General features: G+C 75.0%; 18 protein-coding genes. 13 read left to right on the top strand and 5 right to left on the bottom strand.

Annotation, left to right across the window (positions count from 1 at the left end):
• Nucleotides 1-3: 3 nt before the first annotated feature.
• Nucleotides 4-582 (top strand): Trp biosynthesis-associated membrane protein, encoded by a 579-nt coding sequence (locus ACGFI9_RS17785; protein WP_393179067.1) that lies wholly within the window; start codon nucleotides 4-6, stop codon nucleotides 580-582.
• Here the strand turns inward: ACGFI9_RS17785 and ACGFI9_RS17790 are convergent.
• Complete coding sequence (locus tag ACGFI9_RS17790; RefSeq protein WP_393179068.1) at nucleotides 575-850, bottom strand: hypothetical protein; 276 nt, start codon at nucleotides 848-850, stop codon at nucleotides 575-577. The two genes, ACGFI9_RS17785 and ACGFI9_RS17790, sit on opposite strands and share 8 nt — an antisense overlap.
• Nucleotides 851-1,261: 411 nt before the next feature.
• Here ACGFI9_RS17790 and trpC point away from each other — a divergent pair, with 411 nt between their 5' ends.
• Genes trpC through trpA form a run of 3 tightly spaced genes read left to right on the top strand, consistent with a single transcriptional unit; the run spans nucleotide 1,262 to nucleotide 4,149 of the window.
• Nucleotides 1,262-2,065, top strand: a complete 804-nt coding sequence (gene trpC / locus ACGFI9_RS17795; protein WP_393179369.1) for an indole-3-glycerol phosphate synthase TrpC — start codon at nucleotides 1,262-1,264, stop codon at nucleotides 2,063-2,065.
• 40 nt (nucleotides 2,066-2,105) lie between these two features.
• Nucleotides 2,106-3,341, top strand: coding sequence for a tryptophan synthase subunit beta (trpB, locus tag ACGFI9_RS17800; RefSeq protein WP_393179069.1), 1,236 nt, complete (start codon nucleotides 2,106-2,108; stop codon nucleotides 3,339-3,341).
• 4 nt (nucleotides 3,342-3,345) lie between these two features.
• The gene (gene trpA, locus ACGFI9_RS17805; protein ID WP_393179070.1) at nucleotides 3,346-4,149 is read left to right on the top strand and encodes a tryptophan synthase subunit alpha; all 804 of its coding nucleotides are present in this window, start codon (nucleotides 3,346-3,348) and stop codon (nucleotides 4,147-4,149) included.
• Between the two features lie 307 nt (nucleotides 4,150-4,456).
• Here the strand turns inward: trpA and ACGFI9_RS17810 are convergent, their stop codons facing one another.
• Nucleotides 4,457-5,089 (bottom strand): NUDIX hydrolase, encoded by a 633-nt coding sequence (locus tag ACGFI9_RS17810; RefSeq protein ID WP_393179071.1) that lies wholly within the window; start codon nucleotides 5,087-5,089, stop codon nucleotides 4,457-4,459.
• A gap of 118 nt (nucleotides 5,090-5,207) precedes the next feature.
• Here ACGFI9_RS17810 and lgt point away from each other — a divergent pair, with 118 nt between their 5' ends.
• Nucleotides 5,208-6,443, top strand: a complete 1,236-nt coding sequence (gene lgt, locus ACGFI9_RS17815) for a prolipoprotein diacylglyceryl transferase (RefSeq protein WP_393179072.1) — start codon at nucleotides 5,208-5,210, stop codon at nucleotides 6,441-6,443.
• Between the two features lie 12 nt (nucleotides 6,444-6,455).
• Nucleotides 6,456-7,643, top strand: coding sequence for an FAD-dependent oxidoreductase (locus tag ACGFI9_RS17820; RefSeq protein WP_393179073.1), 1,188 nt, complete (start codon nucleotides 6,456-6,458; stop codon nucleotides 7,641-7,643).
• 18 nt (nucleotides 7,644-7,661) lie between these two features.
• Here the strand turns inward: ACGFI9_RS17820 and ACGFI9_RS17825 are convergent, their stop codons facing one another.
• Nucleotides 7,662-8,504 carry a GNAT family N-acetyltransferase gene (locus tag ACGFI9_RS17825; RefSeq protein ID WP_393179074.1) on the bottom strand — a complete coding sequence of 281 codons (843 nt, stop codon included), beginning with the start codon at nucleotides 8,502-8,504 and terminating at the stop codon, nucleotides 7,662-7,664.
• 146 nt (nucleotides 8,505-8,650) lie between these two features.
• Between ACGFI9_RS17825 and gltB the strand changes: the two genes are divergently transcribed.
• The 4 genes from gltB (at nucleotide 8,651) to ACGFI9_RS17845 (ending at nucleotide 17,459) form a co-directional block, all read left to right on the top strand.
• Nucleotides 8,651-13,318, top strand: a complete 4,668-nt coding sequence (gltB, locus tag ACGFI9_RS17830; protein WP_393179075.1) for a glutamate synthase large subunit — start codon at nucleotides 8,651-8,653, stop codon at nucleotides 13,316-13,318.
• Entirely contained in the window at nucleotides 13,311-14,819 is a 1,509-nt protein-coding gene (locus tag ACGFI9_RS17835; protein WP_393179076.1) for a glutamate synthase subunit beta, read from the top strand. Before gltB ends, ACGFI9_RS17835 begins: the two co-directional genes overlap by 8 nt.
• 213 nt (nucleotides 14,820-15,032) lie before the next feature.
• Nucleotides 15,033-16,730, top strand: coding sequence for an MFS transporter (locus tag ACGFI9_RS17840; protein ID WP_393179077.1), 1,698 nt, complete (start codon nucleotides 15,033-15,035; stop codon nucleotides 16,728-16,730).
• Nucleotides 16,731-16,937: 207 nt separating this feature from the next.
• Nucleotides 16,938-17,459 (top strand): hypothetical protein, encoded by a 522-nt coding sequence (locus tag ACGFI9_RS17845; RefSeq protein WP_393179078.1) that lies wholly within the window; start codon nucleotides 16,938-16,940, stop codon nucleotides 17,457-17,459.
• Between the two features lie 230 nt (nucleotides 17,460-17,689).
• Here ACGFI9_RS17845 and ACGFI9_RS17850 read toward each other — a convergent pair whose 3' ends face one another.
• Entirely contained in the window at nucleotides 17,690-19,147 is a 1,458-nt protein-coding gene (locus ACGFI9_RS17850) for an MFS transporter (RefSeq protein ID WP_393179079.1), read from the bottom strand.
• A gap of 319 nt (nucleotides 19,148-19,466) precedes the next feature.
• Between ACGFI9_RS17850 and ACGFI9_RS17855 the strand changes: the two genes are divergently transcribed.
• The 3 genes from ACGFI9_RS17855 (at nucleotide 19,467) to ACGFI9_RS17865 (ending at nucleotide 22,840) form a co-directional block, all read left to right on the top strand.
• Nucleotides 19,467-20,048, top strand: a complete 582-nt coding sequence (locus ACGFI9_RS17855; protein WP_393179080.1) for a TetR/AcrR family transcriptional regulator — start codon at nucleotides 19,467-19,469, stop codon at nucleotides 20,046-20,048.
• Between the two features lie 112 nt (nucleotides 20,049-20,160).
• Entirely contained in the window at nucleotides 20,161-22,410 is a 2,250-nt protein-coding gene (locus ACGFI9_RS17860; protein ID WP_393179081.1) for a hypothetical protein, read from the top strand.
• On the top strand, nucleotides 22,352-22,840 hold the full coding sequence (locus tag ACGFI9_RS17865; protein WP_393179082.1) for a hypothetical protein: 489 nt from the start codon (nucleotides 22,352-22,354) through the stop codon (nucleotides 22,838-22,840). The genes ACGFI9_RS17860 and ACGFI9_RS17865 overlap by 59 nt, the downstream gene beginning before the upstream one ends.
• 63 nt (nucleotides 22,841-22,903) lie before the next feature.
• On the opposite strand, the gene ACGFI9_RS17870 is transcribed toward ACGFI9_RS17865, so the two are convergent.
• Nucleotides 22,904-24,325: an alkaline phosphatase PhoX gene (locus ACGFI9_RS17870; protein WP_393179083.1), complete on the bottom strand. Its 1,422-nt coding sequence runs from the start codon at nucleotides 24,323-24,325 to the stop codon at nucleotides 22,904-22,906.
• Nucleotides 24,326-24,506 lie beyond the last annotated feature (181 nt).

A 24,506-nucleotide genomic window follows, 5' to 3' on the forward strand; every position in this document is an offset into this window, starting at 1 on the left:
CCGATGAGCGGGCCCACCACCGGGGCCGCCGCGCCGCCGTCGCCCGGCGCGCGGGGCCGGCGCGAGCTGACGTACGCGGTGCTGCTCTGCCTGGCCGGCGCGGGCCTGGCCTTCTGGGCGGTGACCCGGACCTGGTCGGTCGAGCTGACCAGCCGGGCGTCGCTGCCGCCGACGCGGCACGCCCGCACCGGCGCGGACCTGCTTCCGTGGGTCTCCGCGCTGGCGCTGGTCGGGCTGGCCGGCGGGGGCGCGGTGCTGGCCACCCGCGGTCGGGTCCGGCGGTTGCTGGGGGCCCTGCTGGCCCTGGCCGGCCTGGCCGTGGCGGCCGGTGGCGGCTACGGCCTGACCGAGGGCGGGGTGAGCCGGCAGTGGCCGGCGTTGGTGCTGGCCGGTGGGTTGGTCGCGGCGGCCGGCGGCGGGTTCACGGCGCTGCGCGGCGGCGACTGGCCGGCGATGGGCGCCCGGTACGAGCGATCGGCCCGCTCGGCGGCGCCGTCGCGGGCGGACCGGCCGGCGGTCGAACGCGGCACCCGGGACGCCTGGGAGGCGCTCGACCGCGGCGAGGACCCGACCGTCAGCTGACCGGCTGGGTGTCCCGGGCGTCGCGGCGCTCCCGCGCGGCGGCCCGGGCGGCGGCCAGCTCGGCCACCAGGCGGTCCAGTTCGCGGCGCTGCGCGGCCCGGGCCCGGTCGGCGCAGACCGCCTCCCAGGCGTTGCCCCGGGCGGTCCGCATCCGGCCGTCGCCGGCCATGGCACGTTCGAGGGTGTGCACCACACCGACGGCGAGCGACGCGACGGTCCGGGAGATGGTGGTGAGTCCGATGGTCTGGTTCGGCCCGTTGGTGCTCATGGTCACCCCGCACGAGATCGTTGGCGACGGTTGGCAGGCGCCTCGTCGAGTCTGCCCGAGGATGATGCTTCCGGGCTCACGTTTCGTCGCCATGAAGCGCAGGTCAACTGTGCGGCAGCGGGCCCGACCTGGGCAGGGCCGTTCGTCCTTGAGCTTGGTCACAGCACGGCGGAGCCTCGGTCCGGATGACGCCCGTCGTGGGGCGCGGTGGCGCTGCGTGACACCACGTTCACCAGAAGTCGGTCATCATGCCACAGCCCATTTCGTGAGGAGCGCCATACCCCCCGGCACTTGCCGCCAGGTGGCGCCACCTAGCATCGGCCCATGACACCCGGAGAGGGGAGTCCGTTGGTGACTGCTGAGCATGCGCACGCGGAGGGGGACGACGCCGGGTCGGCGGCGTCCGCAAGCGTGCTCGACGAGATCCTGGCCGGCGTCCGCGAGGACGTGGCGCGCCGACAGGCGCAGGTTCCGCTGGAGCGGATCCGGGAGCTGGCCGCCGCCGCCCCGCCGCCGCTGGACGCGTACGCGGCCCTGCGCCGGCCCGGGGTGGCCGTGATCGCCGAGGTCAAGCGCTCCTCGCCGTCGAAGGGGCGGCTGGCCGAGATCGCCGACCCGGCCGACCTGGCCGGCGAGTACGCGGCCGGCGGCGCCCGGGCGATCAGCGTGCTCACCGAGGGGCGCTGGTTCGGCGGGTCGCTGGACGACCTGGCCGCCGTGCGGGCCGCGGTGCAGGTCCCGGTGCTCCGCAAGGACTTCGTGGTGTCCAGCTACCAGGTGCACGAGGCGCGGGCGCACGGGGCCGACCTGGTGCTGCTGATCGTCGCCGCGCTGGAGCAGAACGTCCTGGTCGGGCTGCTCGAGCGGATCGAGTCGCTCGGCATGTGCGCCCTGGTGGAGGTGCACACCGAGGAGGAGGCCGACCGGGCCCTGGAGGCCGGCGCGCAGGTGATCGGGGTCAACGCCCGCGACCTGCGTACCCTGGAGGTCGACCGATCGGTGTTCGAGCGGATCGCGCCGGGGCTGCCGAGCAGCGTCGTCAAGATCGCCGAGTCCGGGGTGCGCGGCCCGCACGACCTCATCCGGTACGCCTCGGCGGGCGCCGACGCGGTCCTGGTCGGCGAGGGTCTGGTCACCCAGAAGAGCCCCCGCGAGGCGGTCGCCGAGCTGGTCAACGCCGGCAACCACCCGGCCACGCCCCGCCCGGTGCGCTGACCCGCGCCGGGTCCCGACACGTCTCGAGAGGACACCCGCGATGAGCGCTGACGCCGTGGCCCCCGCCGGCCAGGTCCCCGACGCCGCCGGTCACTTCGGCCGGTTCGGCGGCCGGTTCGTCCCCGAGGCGCTGGTCGCGGCGCTCGACGAGCTGGACGCGGCGTACCGCAAGGCGATGACCGACGAGGCGTTCCTCGCCGAGTTCGACGCCCTGCTGCGCGACTACGCCGGCACGCCGTCGCGGCTCTACGAAGCGCGGCGGTTCTCCGCCCGCGCCGGGGCCCGGATCCTGCTCAAGCGGGAGGACCTGAACCACACCGGCGCGCACAAGGTCCGCAACGTGCTCGGCCAGGCGCTGCTCACCAAGCGGATGGGCAAGCAGCGGGTGATCGCCGAGACCGGGGCGGGGCAGCACGGCGTGGCCACCGCCACCGCCGCCGCCCTGTTCGACCTCGAGTGCGTGGTCTACATGGGCGAGGTGGACACCGAGCGGCAGGCCCTCAACGTGGCCCGGATGCGGATGCTCGGCGCCACCGTCATCCCGGTGACCACCGGTTCGCGGACCCTCAAGGACGCGATGAACGAGGCGATGCGGGACTGGGTGGCCAACGTCGACACCACCCACTACCTGATCGGCACGGCCGCCGGCCCGCACCCGTTCCCGGAGATGGTCCGGGACTTCGTGCGCGGCATCGGCGTGGAGGCCCGCCAGCAGTGCCTGGACCTGACCGGCGCGCTGCCGGACGCGGTCGCGGCCTGCGTGGGCGGCGGTTCCAACGCGCTCGGCATCTTCCACGCCTTCGTCCCGGACGCCGGGGTCCGGCTGTACGGCTTCGAGGCCGGCGGCGAGGGCGTCGAGACCGGCCGGCACGCGGCCAGCATCACCGGCGGCTCCTCGGGCGTGCTGCACGGCACCCGCACGTACGTGCTGCAGAACGAGGACGGGCAGACGATCGAGTCGCACTCGATCTCGGCCGGCCTGGACTATCCGGGCGTCGGGCCGGAGCACGCGTGGCTGCACGACACCGGGCGGGCGACGTACCTGCCGGTCGACGACGACGAGGCGATGGCCGCGTTCGAGCTGCTCTGCCGCACCGAGGGGATCATCCCGGCGATCGAGAGCTCGCACGCGCTCGCCGGTGCCCTCAAGATCGCCCCGCAGCTCGCCGCCGAGCTGGGCCGGGAGCCGGTCATCGTGGTCAACCTGTCCGGTCGGGGTGACAAGGACGTGCACACCGCCGGCGGATACTTCGGCATCCTCGACAAGGAGCAGTGAGATCGTGAGCCGGATCGGGGTCGCCTTCGACAAGGCCCGGGCCGACGGCCGGGCTGTGCTGGTCGGCTGCATGCCGGCCGGGTTCCCGACCGTCGAGGGCAGCATCGCCGCGATGAAGGCGATGGTCGACGCGGGCGTGGACGTCATCGAGGTGGAGATCCCGTACTCCGACCCGGTGATGGACGGCCCGGTCATCCAGAAGGCCAGCGACATCGCCCTGGCCGGGGGCGTCCGGACCGCCGACGCGCTGCGCATCGTCGACGCGGTCGCGGCCACCGGCGCCCAGGTGGTCGTCATGACCTACTGGAACCCGATCGAGCAGTACGGCGTGGACGCCTTCGCCCGGGACCTGGCCGCCGCCGGGGGCACCGGCCTGATCACCCCGGACCTGATCCCCGAGGAGGCCGGCGAGTGGCTGGCCGCCTCCGACGCGTACGGCCTGGACCGGACGTTCCTGGTCTCCCCGTCGTCGACCGACGCCCGGCTGCGGATGACCGTCGAGCACTGCCGCGGCTTCGTCTACGCCACCGCGCTGATGGGGGTCACCGGTGCCCGGGCGCAGACCTCCGAGGCGGCCCCGATCCTGGTCTCCCGGCTGCGCGAGGTCACCGACCTGCCGGTCGGCGTCGGACTCGGCGTGGGCACCGGCGCGCAGGCCGGCACGGTCGCCGGGTACGCCGACGGCGTCATCGTCGGCAGCGCGCTGGTCCGCTGCGTGCTGGACGCCCCGGACCAGGCCGCCGGCCTGGCCGCCCTGCGGGCGCTGAGCGCCGAACTCGCCGAGGGCGTCCGCAACCAGGTCCGCTGACCCGGTCCTCGTCCCACACCGGCAGCGCCGCGGTGTCGTCCGGAACATCGCTGTTCAGGCTCCTTTGGACCTGAGTCGTTGGTGATATCGCATCGCGCCGGCGGGGGGTGCGGGCGGTCCCGCCCCCGCCCGCACGTCCTCCGGTCCCTGACGGAAAAGCCCAGCTCGGATAGGGTGCGGCGGCGCGGTCGGGTGCGACGGCGCAGCGCGGGACAGCGACGCGACGGCCAACTGAGTCGCTCACGACATCAGCTCCACAGGCGCAATCCGATGACCTCGCCTCTGCGGCGATCGCCGTCGGCCGGCGTCACCGCCGGCTGGTCGGCCGTGTACCGGGGCCGCGCTGACCGGGCGGGGCGCCCGCGCCGCCGCTCGGGTCCGCGCCGCCGGGAATGTCCGCCCCGGCCGGTTCCGCGCCCCTGGCCGGTTCCGCACCGCCGGTCGGTTCGGTGCCGAGGGCGGCTTCCGCGCCGCGGGTGGCGGAGGGTTCCGCGGGGGGATGGCGCAGCACGCCGGACCGGCCGGCGAGGGCGTCGGCGAGGGCGGCCCGGGTGGTCGGGGTCAGCGCCTCCGGGAGCGCGTCCGGCGGGTGCCAGTCGAGGTGGCAGCCGGCCGTCGGGGTGGCCACCGGAGCGTCGGCGCGTACCCGGGCGCGGAAGACGTGGACCAGCACGTCCGGCGGCGCGCCGCAGTGGCCGGCCGGTGGCGGGGGCGCGTCCGGGACGCCGAGCCGGTAGAGGCCGACCAGGTCGACGAGCTCCACGTCCCAGCCGGTCTCCGCGCGGATCTCACGGACGGCGGCCTGCGGCGGGCTCTCGTCGTGGCGCAGCCGCCCGCCGGGCAGCGCCCAGCGGCGGCCGGCGCCGGCCTGCCGGCAGAGCAGCACCCGACCGGCCTGGTCGACGACGACCGCGGCGACCGCCCAGCGGAGCGCGCTCATGGACAAAGAGCGTACGACGGTGCAAACCAGAAGTCATCCGAGCGACGAACCCGACCGGACCGGGGTGCCGCGAGTACGGTCCGCACCGGTACCGTGTGCACCCGTGACCCTCGCCCCGATGACCACCCCACTGGCGGCCCTGCCCAGCCCCAGCACCGCCGTCTGGCAGCTCGGACCGCTTCCGATCCGGGCGTACGCGCTCTGCATCATCGTCGGCATCGTGCTGGCCTGCGTGGTGACCGAGTACCGGCTCCGGCAGCGCGGCGTCGCCCCCGGCGCGGTGCTCGACATCGCGGTGTGGGCGGTGCCCACCGGCATCGTCGGCGCCCGGATCTACCACGTGATCACGTCGCCGGAGAAGTACTTCGGCGAGCACGGCGAGCCGCTCAAGGCGTTCGCCATCTGGGAGGGCGGCCTGGGCATCTGGGGCGCCGTCGCCGGCGGCGCGATCGGGGCCTGGATCGCGGCCCGGCAGCTCGGCATCCCGCTGACCGTGGTCGCCGACGCGCTGGCCCCCGGCCTGCCGCTGGCCCAGGCGGTCGGCCGCCTCGGCAACTGGTTCAACAACGAGCTCTACGGCGGCCGCACCAGCCTGCCCTGGGGCCTTCAGGTGCACGTGATGGACCCGGACAACCCCGGGCACGCGCTGCGCGACGACGCCGGCAATCCGGTCCTGCAACCGGGGCTCTACCACCCGACCTTCCTCTACGAGGCGCTCTGGAACGTGGGCGTCGCCGCCCTGGTGTACTTCCTCGACCGGAGGCTGCGCTTCGGCCGGGGCCGTGCCTTCGCGCTCTACGTGATGGGCTACACCGCCGGCCGGTTCTGGATCGAGCTGATGCGCACCGACGAGGCCAACCACATTCTCGGCCTGCGGCTCAACGTGTGGACGGCGCTGCTGGTCTTCCTCGGCGCGCTGGCCTACTTCGTGCGGGTCCGGGGGCCCCGGGAGTACCTGGTCCCGATCGGTGTCCCCGCCGCCCCGGTCCCGCCCGCCGGTGGTGACGTGTCGCAGGTCGACCTCGCCGCCCGGGAGGCCGGTCCGCAGGCGGTCGCCCCGGAGGGCTACCGGGTGGTGACCGAGGAGCAGTTCCGCGCGTACCGGGAGACCGGGGTGGTCCCCGACGAGGAGCCGCCGGCGACCGACGCGGCCGCTCCCGACGCGGCCGCCGAGCCGGGCGCCGGCGCCGAGTCGGGTGCGGAGGCCGAGCCGGGCGTGGAGGCCGGGACCGACGGCGAGCCAGGCCCGGCCGACGGCCGGGACACCGACACCGGGGCCCGGGACGCCGCGCCGTCGGCCGACCAGGACCGGGCCGGGGCCACCGGCGCCCGCCCCGCCGACCGGGACAGCTGAGCGGGGAGAGTCATGCGTACCGCGGTGGTGGTCGGGGCCGGTCTCGGCGGGCTGGCGGTGGCCGGCACGCTGGCCCGCTCCGGCTGGCGGGTCACCCTCCTGGAACGGGCCGACCGGGTCCGCCCGGACCCGACCGCCGTCGTGCTCTGGCCCAACGGGGTACGCGCGCTGCGCGCCCTCGGGCTCGGCGCGGGCCTGGACGCCATCGCCACCCCGCTGCCCGACGGCGGGGTGCGCCGCCCCGACGGGCACTGGCTGGTCCAGCCCCGCCCCACGCCGGCCGAGCGGATGCCGGTCGTGGTGCACCGGGAGGACCTGCACGACGCGCTCATCGCCGGGCTGGGCGACCAGGTCGAGCTGCGGACCGGGGTGACCGTGCGGACCGTGCGGGCGGTCTCCGGCGAGCGTCCGGCGGTCGGCGACGGCCGGCGCACCGTCGAGGCCGACCTGGTGGTCGCCGCCGACGGCATCGACAGCGAGATCCGCCGCCAGCTCGCGCCAGAGGCGGCCGTGGTCAGCTCCGGATGCGCCGCCTGGCGGGCGGTGATCCCCTGGTACCGGGTGCCCCGGCTGGCCGCCGAACAGCAGGTCGCCGGCGAGATCCTCGGCGCCGGCTACCGCTTCGTGGCCGCCTCGCTCGGGGAGCGGGGCGAGGCGGGCGGGTCCGGCCGAGGCGGCGTCTACTGGGTGGCCACCGCGGCCGGCGCGCCCCGCCCGGAGCCGCCGGAGACCCAGCTCGCCCTGCTCAAGCGCTGGTACGCGGACTGGCCCGCGCCGATCGCCGAGCTGCTCGACGCGACCGACCCGGCGGACCTGGTGCAGCAGGAGATCCGCGAGCTGCGGCCGCTGCCCCGGGCGTACGGCTTCCCGGCCGGCCCGGGCGGCGTGGTGCTGCTCGGCGACGCCGCGCACGCCATGCCGCCGCACCTCGGGCAGGGGGCCTGCCTCGCCTTCGAGGACGCGGCCACCCTCTCCGCGCTGCTGCGCGAGTCCCGGCTCCCCGACGCGGTGGCCGCGTACGACCGGCTGCGCCGGCCCCGCGCGGCGACGATGGTGCGGCAGACCCGCCGGATGTCGGCGGTGCTGCAGACCCGGGGCCGGCTGGCGCTGCGTGCCCGCGACGCCGCCCTCGGCACGATCAGCCCCCGGCTGCGCAACACGGCCGCGGCGGCCGCCGCCGCCTGGAACCCGCCGACCTGACCCGGCGCCGAGGCCGGCTCAGATCAGGGCGGCCGGCTCGGCGATGCAGGCCGTGCCGACCCGGCGGAAGCCGACCCGCAGGTAGACCCGGGCGATCTCCTCGCTGCCGGCGGAGAGGAAGACCAGATCGGTGCCGGCCGCGCGCAGTTCGTGGGCGATGGCGGCGGTGACCGCCGCGCCGAGGCCCCGGCGGCGGGCCGCCGGCAGGGTGGCCACCCCGGCGATCTCCGCGACGTCGTCCACCCGCATCGCCATCCCGCTGGCCAGCGCGCCCTCCTCCGGCGTGCCGGCGAGCACCGAGATGCGCCGGCCGTCGGCGATCCGCACCGCCTCCTCCTCCAGCGCGGCCACGTCCAGCCGGGTGAGCGCGGCGTCCCGCTCGGCCGGCCCGGCCTCGCCGCGGGCGGTGCCGCCGTGCGAGAAGCCGACCGACGCGACGGCCCGGCGCAGCGCCACGTCGGCGGCGAAGCCGGGGTCCGTCGGGGCGAGCACCCGCACCGGTACGTCGCTGAGCGTCGCCGGGTCGGGCAGCCGGGCCGGGTCCAGCACCATCAGCGGCGCCTCCAGCACGGTCAGCCCCGCCGACCGGGCCACGGCGAGCAGGTCCGGGGTGACCTCGTGCACCCACTCGAACGCCTCCGGCAGGCCCAGCTCCCGTTGCCGGGCGCGGACCGCGGTCACGTCGGCGAGCGACGGCGGCCCGGCGGCGTCCAGCCGGGGGCGGGCGTAGAACGGCCAACCCGCGTCGTCCCGGACGAACAGCACCAGCGAGCCGTGTTCCTCCGCACGGGCCGCATCTCTGGGCACCGCGTCGTAGAACCGTTCCAACCGGTCGAGCACGTCAGTGCGTACGACATCCACCGCGCGAGACTACACGTCCCAGATTCTGGAAGTGTGATCAATCTGAACTGGCCTTGCGCCCGACGCCCTAACGTAGACTCAATAAAACCCACGAGGGCCGACGTCGTCCCCACCATGATCCAACCTGAGTGACGACAGGAGGCCCGGTGGCCTTTCCGTACCCTCTCCGCCCGCAGCCGGCCCCCGAGGCGACGGGGCTGTACGACCCGGCGTACGAGCACGACGCGTGTGGCGTGGCCTTCGTGGCCGACCTGCACGGACGCCGATCGCACGAGGTCGTCGCGAACGGCCTCGGCGCGCTCTGCCGGTTGGACCACCGTGGCGCCCGGGGCGCGGAGCACAACACCGGTGACGGCGCCGGCATCATGATCCAGGTGCCGGACGGGTTCCTCCGCGAGGTCGTCGAGTTCCCGCTGCCGCCGGTCGGCCAGTACGCCACCGGTCTGGTCTTCCTCCCCGACGACGACGCGGCCGAGGCCCGGGCCCGCCAGGTGGTGGAGAAGTACGCGCTGGTCGAGGGGGCCGACGTGCTCGGCTGGCGGGACGTTCCCACCGACCCGAGCGGCCTGGGCGAGACCGCCCTCGCGGCGATGCCCCGGGTCCGGCAGCTCTTCCTCGCCGCGCACCGGCTCACCGACTCGCCCGCCGGCCCGGCCGGCTCCCCGCTGAGCGGGCTCGACCTCGACCGGGTGGCGTTCTGCGTCCGCAAGCAGGTGGAGCGGGAGACCGCCGAGCGGGGCGTGCCGGCATACTTCCCGTCGCTGTCCGGCCGCACCATGGTCTGGAAGGGCATGCTCACCCCGGACCAGCTCCCGGCGTTCTACCCGGAGCTGACCGACGACCGGGTGGTCAGCGCCATCGCCCTGGTCCACTCGCGCTTCTCCACCAACACCTTCCCGTCCTGGCCGCTGGCCCACCCGTACCGGTTCATCGCGCACAACGGCGAGATCAACACGATCCGGGGCAACCGCAACTGGATGCAGGCCCGGGAGGCGCTGCTGCGCAGCCCGGACCTGCCCGGCAACATCCGCCGGATCTTCCCGGTCTGCACCCCCGGCGCCTCCGACTCGGCCAACTTCGACGAGGTCCTCGAACTGCTGCACCTGGCCGGGCGGAGCCTGCCGCACGCGGTGCTCATGATGATCCCGGAGGCGTGGGAGAACGACCCGGAGATGCGCGCCGACAAGCGCGCCTTCTACCGCTTCCACGCCAGCCTGATGGAGCCCTGGGACGGGCCCGCCTCGGTCGCCTTCACCGACGGCGAGATCGTCGGCGCGGTGCTCGACCGCAACGGGCTGCGCCCCGGCCGCTGGTGGCGGACCGCCGACGGCCTGGTGGTGCTGGGCAGCGAGGCGGGGGTGCTCGACCTCGACCCGGCCACGGTGGTGGCCAAGGGCCGGCTCCAGCCCGGGAAGATGTTCCTGGTCGACACGGTCAACGGCCGGATCGTCCAGGACGACGAGATCAAGACCGAGCTGGCCGCCGCCCAGCCGTACGAGGAGTGGCTGCACGCCGGCCTGATCGAGCTGGACGAGCTGCCGCCGCGCGAGCACATCGTCTACACCCACGACTCGGTCCGCCGCCGGCAGCAGACCTTCGGCTACACCGAGGAGGAGCTGAAGATCCTGCTCGCCCCGATGGCCCGCAGCGGCGCGGAGCCGATCGGCTCGATGGGCACGGACACCCCGATCGCCCCGCTCTCCACCCGGCCGCGGCTGCTCTACGACTACTTCCACCAGCTCTTCGCCCAGGTCACCAACCCGCCGCTGGACGCCATCCGGGAGGAGTTGGTGACCAGCCTGGCGTCCACCATCGGGCCGGAGGGCAACCTGCTCGACCCGGGTCCGGCGAGCTGCCGGCAGATCGTGCTGCCCTACCCGGTGATCGACAACGACGAGCTGGCCAAGATCCTCTCCATCGACGAGGACGGCGACCTGCCCGGCTTCAAGGCGGTCCGGGTCTCCGGGCTCTACCGGGTTCGCGACGGCGGCGCCGGCATCAAGGCCCGGCTCACCGAGATCTGCCGGCACGTCTCGGAGGCGATCGAGGACGGCGTGCGGATCCTGGTGCTCTCCGACCGGGACTCGAACGCCGACCTGGCCCCGATCCCGTCGCTGCTGCTCACCGCGGCGGTGCACCAGCACCTGGTCCGCGAGCAGACGCGTACCCAGGTGGCGCTGATCGTCGAGTCCGGCGACTGCCGCGAGGTGCACCACGCGGCCGTGTTGATCGGGTACGGCGCGGCGGCGGTCAACCCGTACCTGGCCTTCGAGTCGGTGGAGGACATGATCTCCACGGGGGCGCTGGCCGGGGTCGAGGCGGAGAAGGCGGTCCGCAACTACGTCAAGGCGCTCGGCAAGGGCGTCCTGAAGATCATGTCGAAGATGGGCATCTCGACGGTCTCGTCGTACTGCGGCGCTCAGGTCTTCGAGGCGGTCGGCCTGGACACCCGCCTGGTCGAGCGGTACTTCCGGGGCACCCCGAGCACCATCGGCGGCATCGGCCTGGCCGAGATCCACGCCGAGGTGGCGGCCCGGCACGCCCTGGCCTGGCCGGCCCCGGGCGCGCAGCCCAGTGACCGGCTGGAGGTCGGCGGCGAGTACCAGTGGCGCCGCGAGGGCGAGCTGCACCTGTTCAACCCGGAGACCGTCTTCCTGCTCCAGCACGCCACCCGCAGCCGCCAGTACGACGTCTTCCGGCAGTACACCGCCAAGGTCGACGAACTGGCCGCGCGGGCCGGCTCGCTGCGCGGCCTGTTCACCCTGCGCGCCGGCGTACGGCCGCCGGTGCCGCTGGACGAGGTCGAGCCGGCCAGCGAGATCGTCAAGCGGTTCGCCACCGGCGCCATGTCGTACGGGTCGATCTCGGCGGAGGCGCACGAGACCCTGGCCATCGCGATGAACCGCCTCGGCGGCAAGTCCAACACCGGCGAGGGCGGCGAGGACGTCGACCGGCTGCACGACCCCGAGCGCCGCTCGGCGGTCAAGCAGATCGCCAGCGGCCGGTTCGGCGTGACCAGCGAATACCTGGTCAACGCCGACGACCTCCAGATCAAGATGGCCCAGGGCGCCAAGCCCGGCGAGGGCGGTCAGCTCCCCGGCAACAAGGTCTGGCCGTGGATCGCGCGGACCCGGCACGCCACCCCGGGCGTCGGCCTGATCTCCCCGCCGCCGCACCACGACATCTACTCCATCGAGGACCTGGCCCAGCTCGTCCACGACCTCAAGTGCGTCAACCCGGCCGCCCGGGTGCACGTCAAGCTGGTCAGCGAGGTCGGCGTGGGCACCGTCGCGGCCGGCGTCGCCAAGCTCAAGGCCGACGTCATCCTGATCTCCGGCCACGACGGCGGCACCGGCGCGTCCCCGCTCAACTCGCTCAAGCACGCCGGTACGCCGTGGGAGCTGGGCCTGGCCGAGGCGCAGCAGACCCTGCTGCTCAACAAGCTCCGCGACCGGGTCACCGTGCAGGTCGACGGCCAGCTCAAGACCGGCCGGGACGTGCTGATCGCGGCGCTGCTCGGGGCCGAGGAGTTCGGCTTCGCCACCGCGCCGCTGATCGTCGAGGGCTGCGTGATGATGCGGGTCTGCCACCTGGACACCTGCCCGGTCGGCATCGCCACCCAGAACCCGGTGCTGCGCGAGCGCTTCACCGGCAAGCCGGAGTTCGTGGAGAACTTCTTCCTCTTCCTCGCCGAGGAGGTCCGGGGCTACCTCGCCGAGCTGGGCTTCCGCAGCATCGAGGAGGCGATCGGGCACAGCGAACTGCTCGACGTCGCCCCGGCGATCGACCACTGGAAGGGCCACGGGCTCGACCTGAGCCGGGTGCTGCACCTGCCGGAGCTGCCCGAGGGGGCCGCGCGGCGCGGGATCCGGCCGCAGGACCACGGCCTGGAGCTGGCGCTGGACAACCAGCTCATCACGATGGCCCAGCCCGCGCTGCGGGACGGCACGCCGGTCCGGATCGAGCTGACGGTGCGCAACGAGCACCGCAGCGTCGGCGCGATGCTCGGCGGCGAGGTGACCCGCCGGTTCGGCGGCGCCGGCCTGCCCACCGATACCGTCGAGATCCTGCTGCACGGCACCGCCGGTCAGTCGTTCGGCGCCTTCCTGCCGCGCGGGGTCACCCTGCGGCTGGACGGGGACGCCAACGACTACCTCGGCAAGGGCCTCTCCGGCGGCCGGATCGTCGTCCGCCCGGACGAGGCCGCGCCGTTCGTCGACGACGCGGCCGGCCCGGGCGCCCGCGCCGAGGACCAGATCATCGCCGGCAACACCATCCTGTACGGGGCCACCGGCGGCGAGGTCTTCCTGCGCGGCCGGGTGGGCGAGCGGTTCGCGGTGCGCAACTCCGGCGCGGTGGCCGTCGTCGAGGGCGTCGGCGACCACGGCTGCGAGTACATGACCGGCGGCACGGTGGTGGTGCTTGGACCCACCGGGCGCAACTTCGCCGCCGGCATGTCCGGCGGCACCGCGTTCGTGCACCGGCTCGACCGGCGGCTGGTCAACACCGAGCTGGTCGACCTGTCGCCGCTGCGCGACGAGGAGCGGGACCGGCTGCACGAGCTGGTGCAGCGGCACTTCGCCGAGACCGACTCGGCGGTTGCCGAGGAGCTGCTCAAGCGCTGGCCGGAGGCGGTGGAGGAGTTCACCGCCGTGGTGCCCCGGGACTACCGCCGGGTGCTGGAGATCATGCGGGCCGCCGAAGCCGCCGGCCACGACATCGACGACGCGGTGATGAGTGCCCTCGCGGCGCCGTCCGCCGCACCGGTGCCGCCCGCCCCGCGGGCGGTCGCCCAGGAGGTGGCTCGTGCCTGACCCGAACGGTTTCCTGCGCTACGACCGGCGGCTGCCCGCCCGCCGGCCGGTCCCGGTGCGGATCATGGACTGGCGGGAGGTGTACCCGCCGGCCGGCGAGGAGCTGATCCGCGAGCAGGCCACCCGCTGCATGGACTGCGGCATCCCGTTCTGCCACGACGGCTGCCCGCTGGGCAACCGCATCCCGGACTGGAACGACCTGGTCCGTACCGGCAACTGGGACGCCGCGGTGGAGTCGTTGCACGCCACCAACAACTTCCCCGAGTTCACCGGCCGGCTCTGCCCGGCGCCCTGCGAGGCGGCCTGCGTGCTGGGCCTCGGCGGCCAGCAGCCGGTCACCATCAAGCAGGTCGAGGTGGAGATCGCCGACGCGGCGGTGGCCCGCGGCGGGCTGCGGCCCCGGCCGGCCCCGGCGCCGACCGGGAAGTCCGTCGCCGTGGTCGGTTCCGGCCCCGCCGGGCTGGCCGCCGCGCAGCAGCTCGCCCGCGCCGGGCACGACGTCACCGTGTACGAGCGGGACGACGCGCTGGGCGGCCTGCTCCGCTACGGCATCCCCGACTTCAAGCTGGAGAAGCACCACGTCGACCGGCGGGTGGCCCAGCTCGCCGCCGAGGGGGTGCGCTTCCGCACCGGGGTGAACGTCGGCGTCGACGTGACCGCCGCGCAGCTGCGCGCCGAGCACGACGCGGTGCTGCTCGCCTGCGGCGCGCTGCAGGGCCGGGACACCCCGGAGACCCCGGGCCGGGGGCTGCGCGGCGTACACCAGGCGATGGCGCACCTGGTGGCGGCCAACCGGGTGGTCGCCGCGGCCGGGGAAGGCAAGCCGGCCCTCGCCGCGCTCCCGGACGGCACGCCGATCGACGCGGCCGGCAAGCACGTGGTGATCATCGGCGGTGGCGACACCGCCGCCGACTGCCTCGGCGTGGCCCACCGGCAGGGCGCGGCCGGCGTCCACCAGCTCGACCTCTACCCGGAGCCCCCGGCCAGCCGGGACGCCGCCCGGGACCCGTGGCCCACCTGGCCGTGGATCCTGCGCAACTATCCGGCCCACGAGGAGGGCGGCGAACGGGTATTCGCCGTCGCGGTGCAGGAGTTCGTCGACGACGGCACCGGCCAGGTCAAGGCCGTCCGCATCGCCGAGGTGACCGTGGAGAAGCGGGACGGCCGGCGGATCGTGACCGTGCTGCCCGGCTCCGAGCGGGAGCTCCCGGCCGACCTGGTGCTGCTGGCCATCGGCTTCGAGGGCACCGAGGAGCAGCCGCTGCTGCCCCAGCTCGGGGTGACCCGCAACGCGCGGGGCGCGGTCGACGCCCGGGCCGACTGGCAGACCGACGCCGACGGGGTCTTCGTCGCCGGCGACATGCACCGGGGCGCGTCCCTGATCGTCTGGGCGATCGCCGAGGGGCGGGCCGCCGCGGCGGCCATCCACGCGTACCTCGGCGGGGTGGGCACGCTGCCCGCGCCGGTGGACCCGGCCCGGCAGCCCCTCGCGGCCCGCTGACCACACCCGGCCCACGACACCCCGGTCCCGTACGGGCCGGGGTGTCGCCGTCTCCGGGTCCGGTTCGTGCGCAGCCGTCCCGGCCGTCCGACCCTTCTGGTGAACCGCCTCACCAATTGTCGTCAGGAGGTTTAACCACGGCCAGACTTGTCGGCTGGCCGGACCCGCGGGGGTCCGGCTTCGTCGTGTCACCTTCTGGACGGGGAAATCCTCATGGCCCTCGGCGCCACGTTCGCCGCGCTGCGCCACCGCAACTACCGGATCTGGGCCGGTGCCGGCTTCGTGTCGGTCATCGGGACCTGGATGCAGGTTCTCGGCGTCAACTGGTACGTCATGTCGGCGACCGGATCCGCGACCTCCATGGGGCTCACCGTCCTGCTCCCGGCGCTGCCCACCCTGGTGCTCAGCGTCTGGGGCGGCGCGCTGGCCGACCGGGTGCCGGCCAAGCCGCTGCTGATCGTCGCCCAGGCGGCACACGCGGCCCTCGCGGCCGGGCTGGCCGTGGTGGCCGTCACCGGCGCCGGTGGCCTGCCGGCGATCTACGCGATCTCCCTGGTCACCGGGGCGGTGTCGGCGATCGAGGGCCCGGTGATGGGCCGCTGGTCCTCGACCCTGGTGGACCGGGAGAGCCTCGGCAACGCCCTCGCGCTGGGCTCGCTCACCAACTCGGCCGGCCGCATCCTCGGCATGAGCCTCGGCGCCGTCGTGGTCGCCGCCGTCGGCCCGGCGCTGCTCTTCGCGACCAACGCCGCCAGCTTCGTCGCGGTCGTGGTCGCCCTGTTCGCCGTACGCGAGGGGGAGCGGCACACGACCGAGCCGGCGACTGCCGACGCGGCCCGGGCGGACGGCGGCATCCGGGCGGGCTTCCGCTACCTGCTGGGCCAGCCGGTGGTGCTGGTCGCCCTGGCGTTGTCGTTCGTGCTGGGCAGCCTGGGCCGCAACTACCAGGTGACCATGGCGGCGATGAGCGAGGGCCCGCTGCGCGGCGGCGCCTCCGGCTACGGCTTCCTCTCCACCGTCTTCGCCGTCGGCACGGTGGTCGGCGCCCTGGTCGCGGCCCGTCGGCGGGAACTGGGCTACGGGGTGCTGGTCGGGGCCGGCGTGATCGCCAGCGGCCTGCAGATCGTCGCCGGAATGGCCCCGGGCACGCTGAGCTTCGCCGCGGTGATCCTGCCCGTGGCGGCCGCCGCGGTGGTCATCGACACCACGGTCGGCGCCCGGGCCCAGCTCGACACCGACTACGCCATGCGGGGCCGGGTGCTGGCCGCCATCGCGGTCACCGGCTCGGTCTCCGCCGCGGTCGGCGCGCCGCTGCTGGGCTGGCTCGCCGAGCACGTCGGCCCCCGGCAGACCCTGGTGCTGGCCGGTACGGTCACCGTCGTCGCCACCGTCGTGGCCGGGGTGACCCTGGACCGGCTGCGCGACCGTCGGCTCACCGCCGTCCTCGCCGCCCCCGCCGTGCTGCCGGTACGCCGGGTCGCCGCCACGGCCGCCCGCGTCGTCCGCCCGGCGGGCCTGGCACTCCGCGCCACCCGCCCGGCGTCGGCGCCCCGCCCGGTGGTCCTGTCCGCGGCGGCCCCGGCGGTCCTGTCCGGCGCCGTCCCGGCGATTCTCTCGGGCGGCGCCCCGGCGGTCCTGTCGACCGCCGGTGCGCCGACGGGCCGGCCCGGCGCCGCCCCGGCGGTCGTGCCCGGCGCTGCGCCTGCGGTCCTGTCCGGCATGTCACCGGCGGGCCTGGCCGGCGGCCAACCGGGCAGGTCCCGCCCCGGCCGCGGCCGGCTCCGGTCCAGCCGGGCCGCCCGCACGGCCCAGGAGTGCGCCGCCTGCGCGCCCCACCGGTCCCGGCGCCGCTCCCGGCTGACCGGCACCCGGTCTCCGGTCGCGCACCGCGACGGCTGCCCCGCCGCCTGACCGCGGCGGGCGGCCGGCAAGATCGCGCTCGATCCGTGAAGTAGTGGCCTTCCGGCGCAGGGAGGCCACTACTTCCGGGTTCGAGCGCCATCCCGCGGCGTCCGAGCGCCATGCCGCGCGGCGTTCGGGTGCCATCGCGGGGCCGAGGTGAGCGAGGTCATGGACGACGGGGCGCGGCGGCGCGAAGATCGTCACTACGCTGCCGGTATGGACGTCGAGGAGCGCCTGCGGCGGGTCCGCCGGTGGCTGTGGGTCGTGGTGGTGGGTCTGTTCCTCAGCGGGGTGACCGCGTTCCCGCTGGAGCTCGAGGTGCGGTGGCTGCTGCGGGCGCTCGAGCCGCTCGCCGGGCAGTTCCCGGCCCTGGTCGACTGGATCGCCCGGGTCCACACCGGACTCGTCGAGACCGGCGAGCGCTACCCGTTCATGCTGTACGGCACCGACTGGCTGGCCTTCGCCCACCTGGTGCTCGCGGTGGCGTTCTGGGGGCCGCTGCGCGACCCGGTACGCAACGTCTGGGTGGTCCAGCTCGGGATGATCGCCTGCGCCGGGATCGTGCCGCTGGCGCTGATCTGCGGCCCGATCCGCGACATCCCCTGGTTCTGGACGGTGGTCGACCTCTCCTTCGCCGTCGGCGCGTTCCCGCCGCTCTGGTTCGCCTACCGGCACATCCGCGCGATCGAGGCGGCACAGGCGCCGGCCGTAGCCGCGCCCGTACCGGCGGCCGGCTGACCGGCGACGGTCATCCCGACGGCGCCGACCCGGGGCGCGGTGACCTGACCCGGCCGGGCCCGCTCCCGGGTGATGGATCGTCAACGCTACGGCTACCTGGCCGGCGCTGACCGCCGCCATCGGCTGGCCGGGGCGAGGCGGCCGCGGTCCGTGCCGGACCGCGGCCGCGTCCCGTGCCGTCGGGCGACCGCCGGCGGCCCGGGGCACTGTCGTCCCGGGCCGCCGCCGGATCAGCGTCCCGCCGTCGCCAGCTCCAGCTCCGGCGCGGCGCTCCGCGGCGACGGCTCGCCGCGCCGCCCACCGGCCCTCCGGCGGCCGGAGGGTACGGCCAGGGCGGCCAGCGCGGCGGCCAGCGAGATGCCGGTGAGCAGCAGGAAGCCCATGGTGAAGCCGGCCTCCCGGGGCAGCCCGCTGGCCTGCGGGTGGGCGGTGATGACGCTGCTGGCCACCGCGGCGCCGATCGCGCCGCCGATGGTGCGGATGTTGGCGTTCATGCCGGTCGCCACGCCGGTCTGACGGGGCGGCACGGTGGCCACGATCAGGTTGGCCATCGAGGCGAAGGCCAGTCCGATGCCGAGGCCCACCAGGCCGCCGGCCACGCCGACCTCCCAGCGGGTGTCGTGCGCGACGGTCAGCATCGCCGCGGCGAGCACGTTGAACGCGGCGCCGGTGGCCAGCTGCGCCTTGGCGCTGAACCGGGCCTGCAGCCGGCCGGCGGCGAGGCCGGCGACGAACATGCCGACCAGCATCGGCAGCATGAGCAGCCCGGCCTGGGTGATGCTCGCGCCGAAGCCGTAGCCGGCGCTGGTCGGGATCTGCACGAACTGCGGCAGGAAGGCGTAGACGGCGAACATCGAACCGCCGTAGAGCAGGGCGACCAGGTTGGTCGTCCAGACCGCGGGCAGCCGCATCATCCGCATGTCGATCAGCGGGTTCGCCGAGCGGGCCTCGGCCACCAGCCAACCGACCAGGAGGACGCCGGCGAGCGCCAGCAGGCCGGTCACCCGGCCGGAGGTCCAGCCCCAGGTGGCACCCTTGCTGACCGGCAGCAGCAGCGCCACCAGCCAGCCGGAGAGCAGCAGCGTGGCCGCCCAGTTGATCCGGCCGGGCGTACGGACCGGCGACTCCGGCACGAACCGGTGCGCCGCCAGCGCGGTGAGCCCGACGACGACCATCGGGATCCAGAACAGCCAGCGGTACCCGAGGGTGGCGACGATCGGCCCGGCGAGGACGACACCGAGGCCGCCACCGGCGGCGACGATCGCCGAGATCGCCGCGACGGCCGAGCTGACCCGCGCGGCGGGGAACTCGTCGCGGATGATGCCGAACGACAGCGGGAAGACCGCGCCACCGACGCCCTGGACCACCCGGGCGGCGATGAGGACGCCGATGTTGGGCGCGACGGCCGCCAGCAGGCAACCGAGCGCGAGCGCGGCGAGGGAGACGACCAGGGTGCGCTCCTTGCCGACCATGTCGCCGATCCGGCCGAGGACCGGGGTGAAGATCGACGCGGAGAGCAGGTAGGCGGTCAGCACCCAGGTCACGGTGTTCTGCGAGGTGTGCAGGTCGTGCTGGATGGTGGGCAGCACCGGGGTGATCAGCGACTGGAGCATCGCGAAGAAGCCGGCGCCGGCCGCGAGGACGAGGAAGGTCAGCCGACGCGAGTCGGGTCGGGTGGTTTCGAGCACGGAGAAACTCCCGTTCACGTACGAAAGAGAAGGTTTGCCGGGGCGGCCGCTCGCGCGGATCGGGCCGCGGCCCGTGCGGGGCTCGGCCGGGGCGATCGGGCGACGGTGGCGGCCGGAGCTGACGGATTTCAGCGGGACACGGGCATGATGGGACCTCCTGGGTCCGGTGTCTGGTGCGCCGATCGCGCCAGGTGGGGATCGGCCGGCGATCCGGAGTACGCTATCCGGAGGCATGGCTCCGGTCAGTTCCGGAGGGGTGCCTCCACTAACGTAGCGGAGGGGTGCCTCCGGTTGCAAGGCGAGAGAGGTGACGCCCGTCATGGCCAGCGCAGACCAGCTGGGGGAGGTCTTCGCGCGGCGCCCGAAGCGAGCCGATGCCCGGCGGAACTACGACGCGCTGATCGCCGCCGGCCGGGAGGTGTTCGCGGAGTCCGGCGCGGGCGCCTCGCTGGAGGAGATCGCCCGGCGGGCCGGGGTCGGCATCGGCACGCTCTACCGGAACTTCCCGCAGCGACGTGACCTGTTCGAGGCGGTCTACGTCGAGGAGGTGCGGGCGCTCAGCCGCTCCGCCGCCGACCTGGCGGACCTCCCGCCGTGGGACGCCCTGGTCGCCTGGCTGCACCGGTTCGTCGCCTACGTCGGCACCAAGCGGGCCCTCGCCGAGGAGTTGGTGCACGACTCCGAGGTGTTTCGGAGCTGCCGCACCGAGATCTACGCCGCGGGCGAGCCGCTGCTGCGCCGCGCCCAGGCGGCCGGGGCGGCCCGGCCGGACGCCAGCTTCGACGACGTGGTGCGGCTGATCAGCGGCGTCACCGCGTACCAGTTCCCCGAGCCGGCGCAGCGCGACCGGGTGCTGGCCATCGCCCTGGACGGCCTGCGCCACCCGACCGCACCCCGCTGACCTCCGCCCCCGCGCCCCCGGCCGCGCGGTCCACGACGGACCGTAGGTCGGTGGTGGCCGTTGCGCCGGGTGTCGACAATGGTGCGACACCAGGAGTGACGCGGAGGTGACGATGCGCGAACCGGCGACCCGACCACGACCCGGAGCCGCCCGGGAGCGGCTCCCGGCCGGCAGCCTCGAACTGTTCGCCCTGCTGGCCCGGCTGCTGCGCCGACCGCATCGCGGCGACCGGCGGCTGCCGCTGCTCTGGCTGGTCCGCCCCGCGGGAGCCGGTGCGCTGGGCGGGCTGCTGCGCCGGTTCCTCGGCCAGGGCGCCGGCCGCCGGATGCCGCACGCCGTGCTGGACCTGGCCGCCCGGCCGGAGACCGACGACGTCCCGGCGGTGCTGCGGGAGCTGCACCGGCAGCTCTCCCTGGAGGCCTTCGGCGCGGCCCGCCTGCGGTTCCGGCACTACCCGCTGGCCGACTGGCTGATGCAGCAGACCCTCGCGGTCGGCGCGGACGCCGGCCACAGCGGCCGGGCCGCGCTGGTCCGCCGGCTGCGCGACTGGCGGGGCCGCCGGGCCGGCGAGGATCCGCAGGTGGCCGGGGACTCGGGGCTGGGTACCGCGCTGCAGGTGCTGCTCTGGCTGCTGCGCCGCGCGGTGCCGAGCGTGGTGTTCCGGATCGCCGTGTCCGGCCGGGTGCCGGTCGTCGGGCGGCAGTACCGCTGGTTCATGCGGCAGCAGTACCTCGCGCCCCGGCAGTCGGTGACGTTCCTCGGCTTCGCCGAACGGCTCACCGCCGGCTGGCGCGACGGCGAACACCCGGCCCAGGTGGAGAAGCTGCTGCTGCACGCCTTCCTGGAGGACCTGCGCCAGGCGTACCGGCGACGGTTCTGGCGGCCGGGGGACTGGCGGCGCACCGCGTACCCGGTGCTGCTGCTCGACGGGGTCACCGAGGACAACATCGGGCACACCCTGGTCCGGCTCCTCGACGACGTACGCAACGAGACCGGCCGCAACGACCCGCTGCTGGTGGTGGCGGTCGCCGCCGACCCGCCGCCGGAACCGGCCGTGGCCCGTCCGGTGCGGGAGGCCGACGAGGCGTACGACGAGTGGGCCGAGGCGGTGCCGGAGACGCGGCGGCTGCGCCGCGCCGGCGCCTGGCTGGTCGTGCTGCGGCTCGACGGCGAGGACGTCGCGCCCCCGCCGGGCCTGGCCCCGCCGGCGCTGGTGGCGCCAGACCCGCCGTGGTGGTCGCGGCGGTTCCTGCCGGCGGCCGTGGTCCTGCTCCTGCTGGCCGGCGTCGGCGTGTGGGCGTACGGGCGCTGGGCGCCGGACTGCCGTCCCTGGCCCACCGACCGGGTGGCGGTACGGGTGGTCGCGGGCGAGTGCGTCGGCTACAGCGACACCGCCGGCCAGGTGTTCAACAGCGAACCCGGCCAGGACCGGCTGCGCGCGGTGCAGCGGCGGATCTTCGCCCAGAACCGGGCCGCCGAGGAGGTGTGGCGGCGCAGCGACCACCGCCGGCCCTACCTCACCCTGGTCTACCTGGGCAGCCTCACCGGCAACCGGACCCGGGCGGACGAGGAGTCGTACGTCTCCGAGCGCGAGGAACTGGAGGGCATGGCGACCGCCCAGTACGCGCTGCTCAAGGAGTCGGCGGCGGCGGACGACGCGGCGCTGCTGCACATCGTGGTGGCCAACGCGGGCCGGCAGATGCGGCACGCCGGCGAGGCGGTCCGGATGCTGGAGGGGCTGGCCCGGGACGACCCGACGGTGCTCGGCGTGGTCGGGCTGGTGGACAGCCGGACCACCACCGCGGCGGCGTTGCGGGAACTCAACCGGGTCGGCCTGCCGGTGCTCGCGCCCACCCTGTCGGCCGACCGGATGGACCGGAACTCCAGCCTCTACCTGCAGATCTCCGCGCCCAACAAGGACCAGGCCCGGATGATCGAGGCGTACGCCCGGCAGGTGCTGCGGGTGGGGGAGGCGCACGTCTACTGGACCACCGGCGAGGGCAGCTCGCTGGGCGAGGACCTGTACGTGTCCACCCTGGTCGACGGGCTGCGGGAGCGGTTCGGCAGCCGGCTGACCCGGCTCGACGAGTGGCGCACCGGCCGGCGGCTGACCCAGGAGTGCGGCTACCGGGGGGGTGCTGATCTTCGCCGGGCGGTGGTCCGAGGTCGACGGGTTCCTGCGCGCGTTGAAGGAGTGCGGGTCCGACCCGCCCCGGCACCTGGTCGCCGACGACTCGTTCAACCGCTACATGGCCAATCCCGGCCTGCGGGCCAGCGCGCCGGGCAACCTGCCGGTGACGTACGTGTCGAAGGCCGCCCTGGCCACCTGCACCGCGCTGCGGGCCGCGCAGGCCCGGCGTGACGACGCCCGGGGCAGCTTCCTCACCTGGATCGGCGCGGACGACCTGCTCGACCCGCCGCGCTGCCGGGACGGGGCCGGCCCGCGGGTGGGCGAGCGCGTCAGCCTGGCGTACGACGCGTCGATGATGATGGTGCGGGCGCTGGAGAGCCTTGCCGCCCGGCTCCGGCACGCCGACACCGGCCGGCGCTGGGACCCCCGCTCGGTCAACCCGGTCGGGGTGCACGCCGAGGTGCTGCGGCAGAACGCCGCCGGCGGCTACCCGGGGGTCGCCGGGCTGATCCGGTACGCCCCGGACTCCGGCGAGCCGATCGCCAAGCGGCTCGCGCTGCTCACCGTGGCCCGGGTGCCGGACGTCGCCGCCGAGCCGGTCGAGGTCTTCCACTGCGGGGTGGCCGACGGCGGCCCCGACCCGGGCTGCCGTACCGGCTGACGAGCCGCCGCGGACGCCGGCGGCCGGCGGTCCGGGATGGACCACCGGCCGCCCGGTCTCCGGTCAGGACGCGGCGAGGTCCGCGTTGCTCGGCCGGCCCCACGGGCCGGTGATCGCGAAGACGTAGCCCGGGCTCTGGATGTTGGCGAACAGGATCTTCCCGTCCGCGCTGAACGTCGGGCCGGTGAACTCGCTGTCGTTCAGCTCGTTGCGGGCCAGCGGGTACGCCTTGCCCTCCGCGGTCACCCCGACCAGGTGGGACACGCCCTCGCCGTCCTCGGCCAGGATCACCCCGCCGTACGGGGAGACGGTGATGTTGTCCGGCCCGTCGAAGTTGCCGTTGTCCGCCTCCGGGTCGGTGTTCACCCCGAAGATGGTCTTCAGGGTGACCGTCTCGGTCCGCGGGTCGTAGAACCAGACCTGGCCGTCGTGCTCGTTGACGCTGCCGTCCGAGTGCCGGGCGAAGCTGGCCACGAAGTACGCGCCGCCGTCGGCCCACCAGGCGCCTTCCAGCTTGCGGCTGCGGGTCACCTGCTCGTCGGTGAACTGCTTGCGCACCGAGACCGTCTTCGCGTCCCGGTCCGGCACGTCCACCCACTCCACCTTGTAGCGGGTGCCCGGGGTGGTGGCCGCGGCCAGGTCGGCGACGTGCTGGTCGCCGAGGAGGCAACGCATCGCCTGGAGGCTGCCCGCGGTGTCCCCGTCCGGACGCTCGGCCAGGGCCCGCAGCGCGCCCTTGCCGCCCCGGAAGCCGGCCGGCGGCGTCCACCGGAAGTAGAGCCCGTTCGGGCCGCCCGCGTCCTCGGTCAGGTAGATCGAGTGGGTGTACGGGTCGACCGCGACCGCCTCGTGCGCGTAGCGGCCGAGGAACTTCAGCGGCACCGGGTTCTGGTTGGCGGCCCGGTCGTGCGGGTCCACCTCGAACACGTACCCGTGGTCGAAGAGGTACTTCCCGCCCTTGCGCTGCTCGGTCTCCTCGCAGGTCAGCCAGGTGCCCCACGGGGTGATGCCGCCGGCGCAGTTGTTGTGCGTGCCGGCCACGCTGACGTACTCGCGCAGCCGCCGGCCCTCGCCGTCCACCTCGATGGTGGTGGTGCCGCCCCGGGCGCCCGGGTCGTAGGTCAGCCCGGCCAGCGCCGGCACCCCGTACGGCTCGCTGCCGCCGATCTCGTGGTTGTTGACCAGCACGGAACCGTTCGGGCCGCGGAAGCAGCCGGTGCCGTCGGCGTCGCTCGGGGTCGGCTGGCCCGACTCCAGCAGGGTCGCGCCCGCCTGGGCCACGATGGTGTACGAGAAGCCCGGCGGCAGGGCCAGCAGGCCGGCCGGGTCCGGGACGAGCTCGCCGTAGCCGACCGCCGGACGGGTGGCGGCCCGGGCCGCCACCGGGCCCGCGATCGCTTCGAGGTTGCCGGCCACCACGATGCCGAGCGCGCCGGCCGCACCGGTGCGCAGCACGGCCCGGCGGGAAATGGGGGAGGAGCTCACGTCGTCGCCTTTCCTGTTCACGATGTTTCCGCTTGCAGGCAAACGGGGACGGTGGAACGGCGGCGACGCGACCGGGGTCCGCGAGTTGAACAGTGGACAAATCCTGAGTGCGGGTCACGTACTGTGCCGGGTCGGCGTGCGTCCGTTAGGGTTCCCTCGATCGGGACCGCGGCGGCGTCGG

Source organism: Micromonospora sp. NPDC048930 (assembly GCF_043197935.1).
Classification (GTDB): domain Bacteria; phylum Actinomycetota; class Actinomycetes; order Mycobacteriales; family Micromonosporaceae; genus Micromonospora.

Coding starts and splice junctions, on each gene's coding strand:
- ACGFI9_RS17785 (WP_393179067.1), top strand. CDS start 4: ATGAGCGGGCCCACCACCGGGGCCGCCGCGCCGCCGTCGCCCGGCGCG.
- ACGFI9_RS17790 (WP_393179068.1), bottom strand. CDS start 850: ATGAGCACCAACGGGCCGAACCAGACCATCGGACTCACCACCATCTCC.
- trpB (WP_393179069.1), top strand. CDS start 2,106: ATGAGCGCTGACGCCGTGGCCCCCGCCGGCCAGGTCCCCGACGCCGCC.
- ACGFI9_RS17810 (WP_393179071.1), bottom strand. CDS start 5,089: ATGAGCGCGCTCCGCTGGGCGGTCGCCGCGGTCGTCGTCGACCAGGCC.
- lgt (WP_393179072.1), top strand. CDS start 5,208: ATGACCACCCCACTGGCGGCCCTGCCCAGCCCCAGCACCGCCGTCTGG.
- ACGFI9_RS17820 (WP_393179073.1), top strand. CDS start 6,456: ATGCGTACCGCGGTGGTGGTCGGGGCCGGTCTCGGCGGGCTGGCGGTG.
- ACGFI9_RS17840 (WP_393179077.1), top strand. CDS start 15,033: ATGGCCCTCGGCGCCACGTTCGCCGCGCTGCGCCACCGCAACTACCGG.
- ACGFI9_RS17845 (WP_393179078.1), top strand. CDS start 16,938: ATGGACGTCGAGGAGCGCCTGCGGCGGGTCCGCCGGTGGCTGTGGGTC.
- ACGFI9_RS17855 (WP_393179080.1), top strand. CDS start 19,467: ATGGCCAGCGCAGACCAGCTGGGGGAGGTCTTCGCGCGGCGCCCGAAG.
- ACGFI9_RS17860 (WP_393179081.1), top strand. CDS start 20,161: ATGCGCGAACCGGCGACCCGACCACGACCCGGAGCCGCCCGGGAGCGG.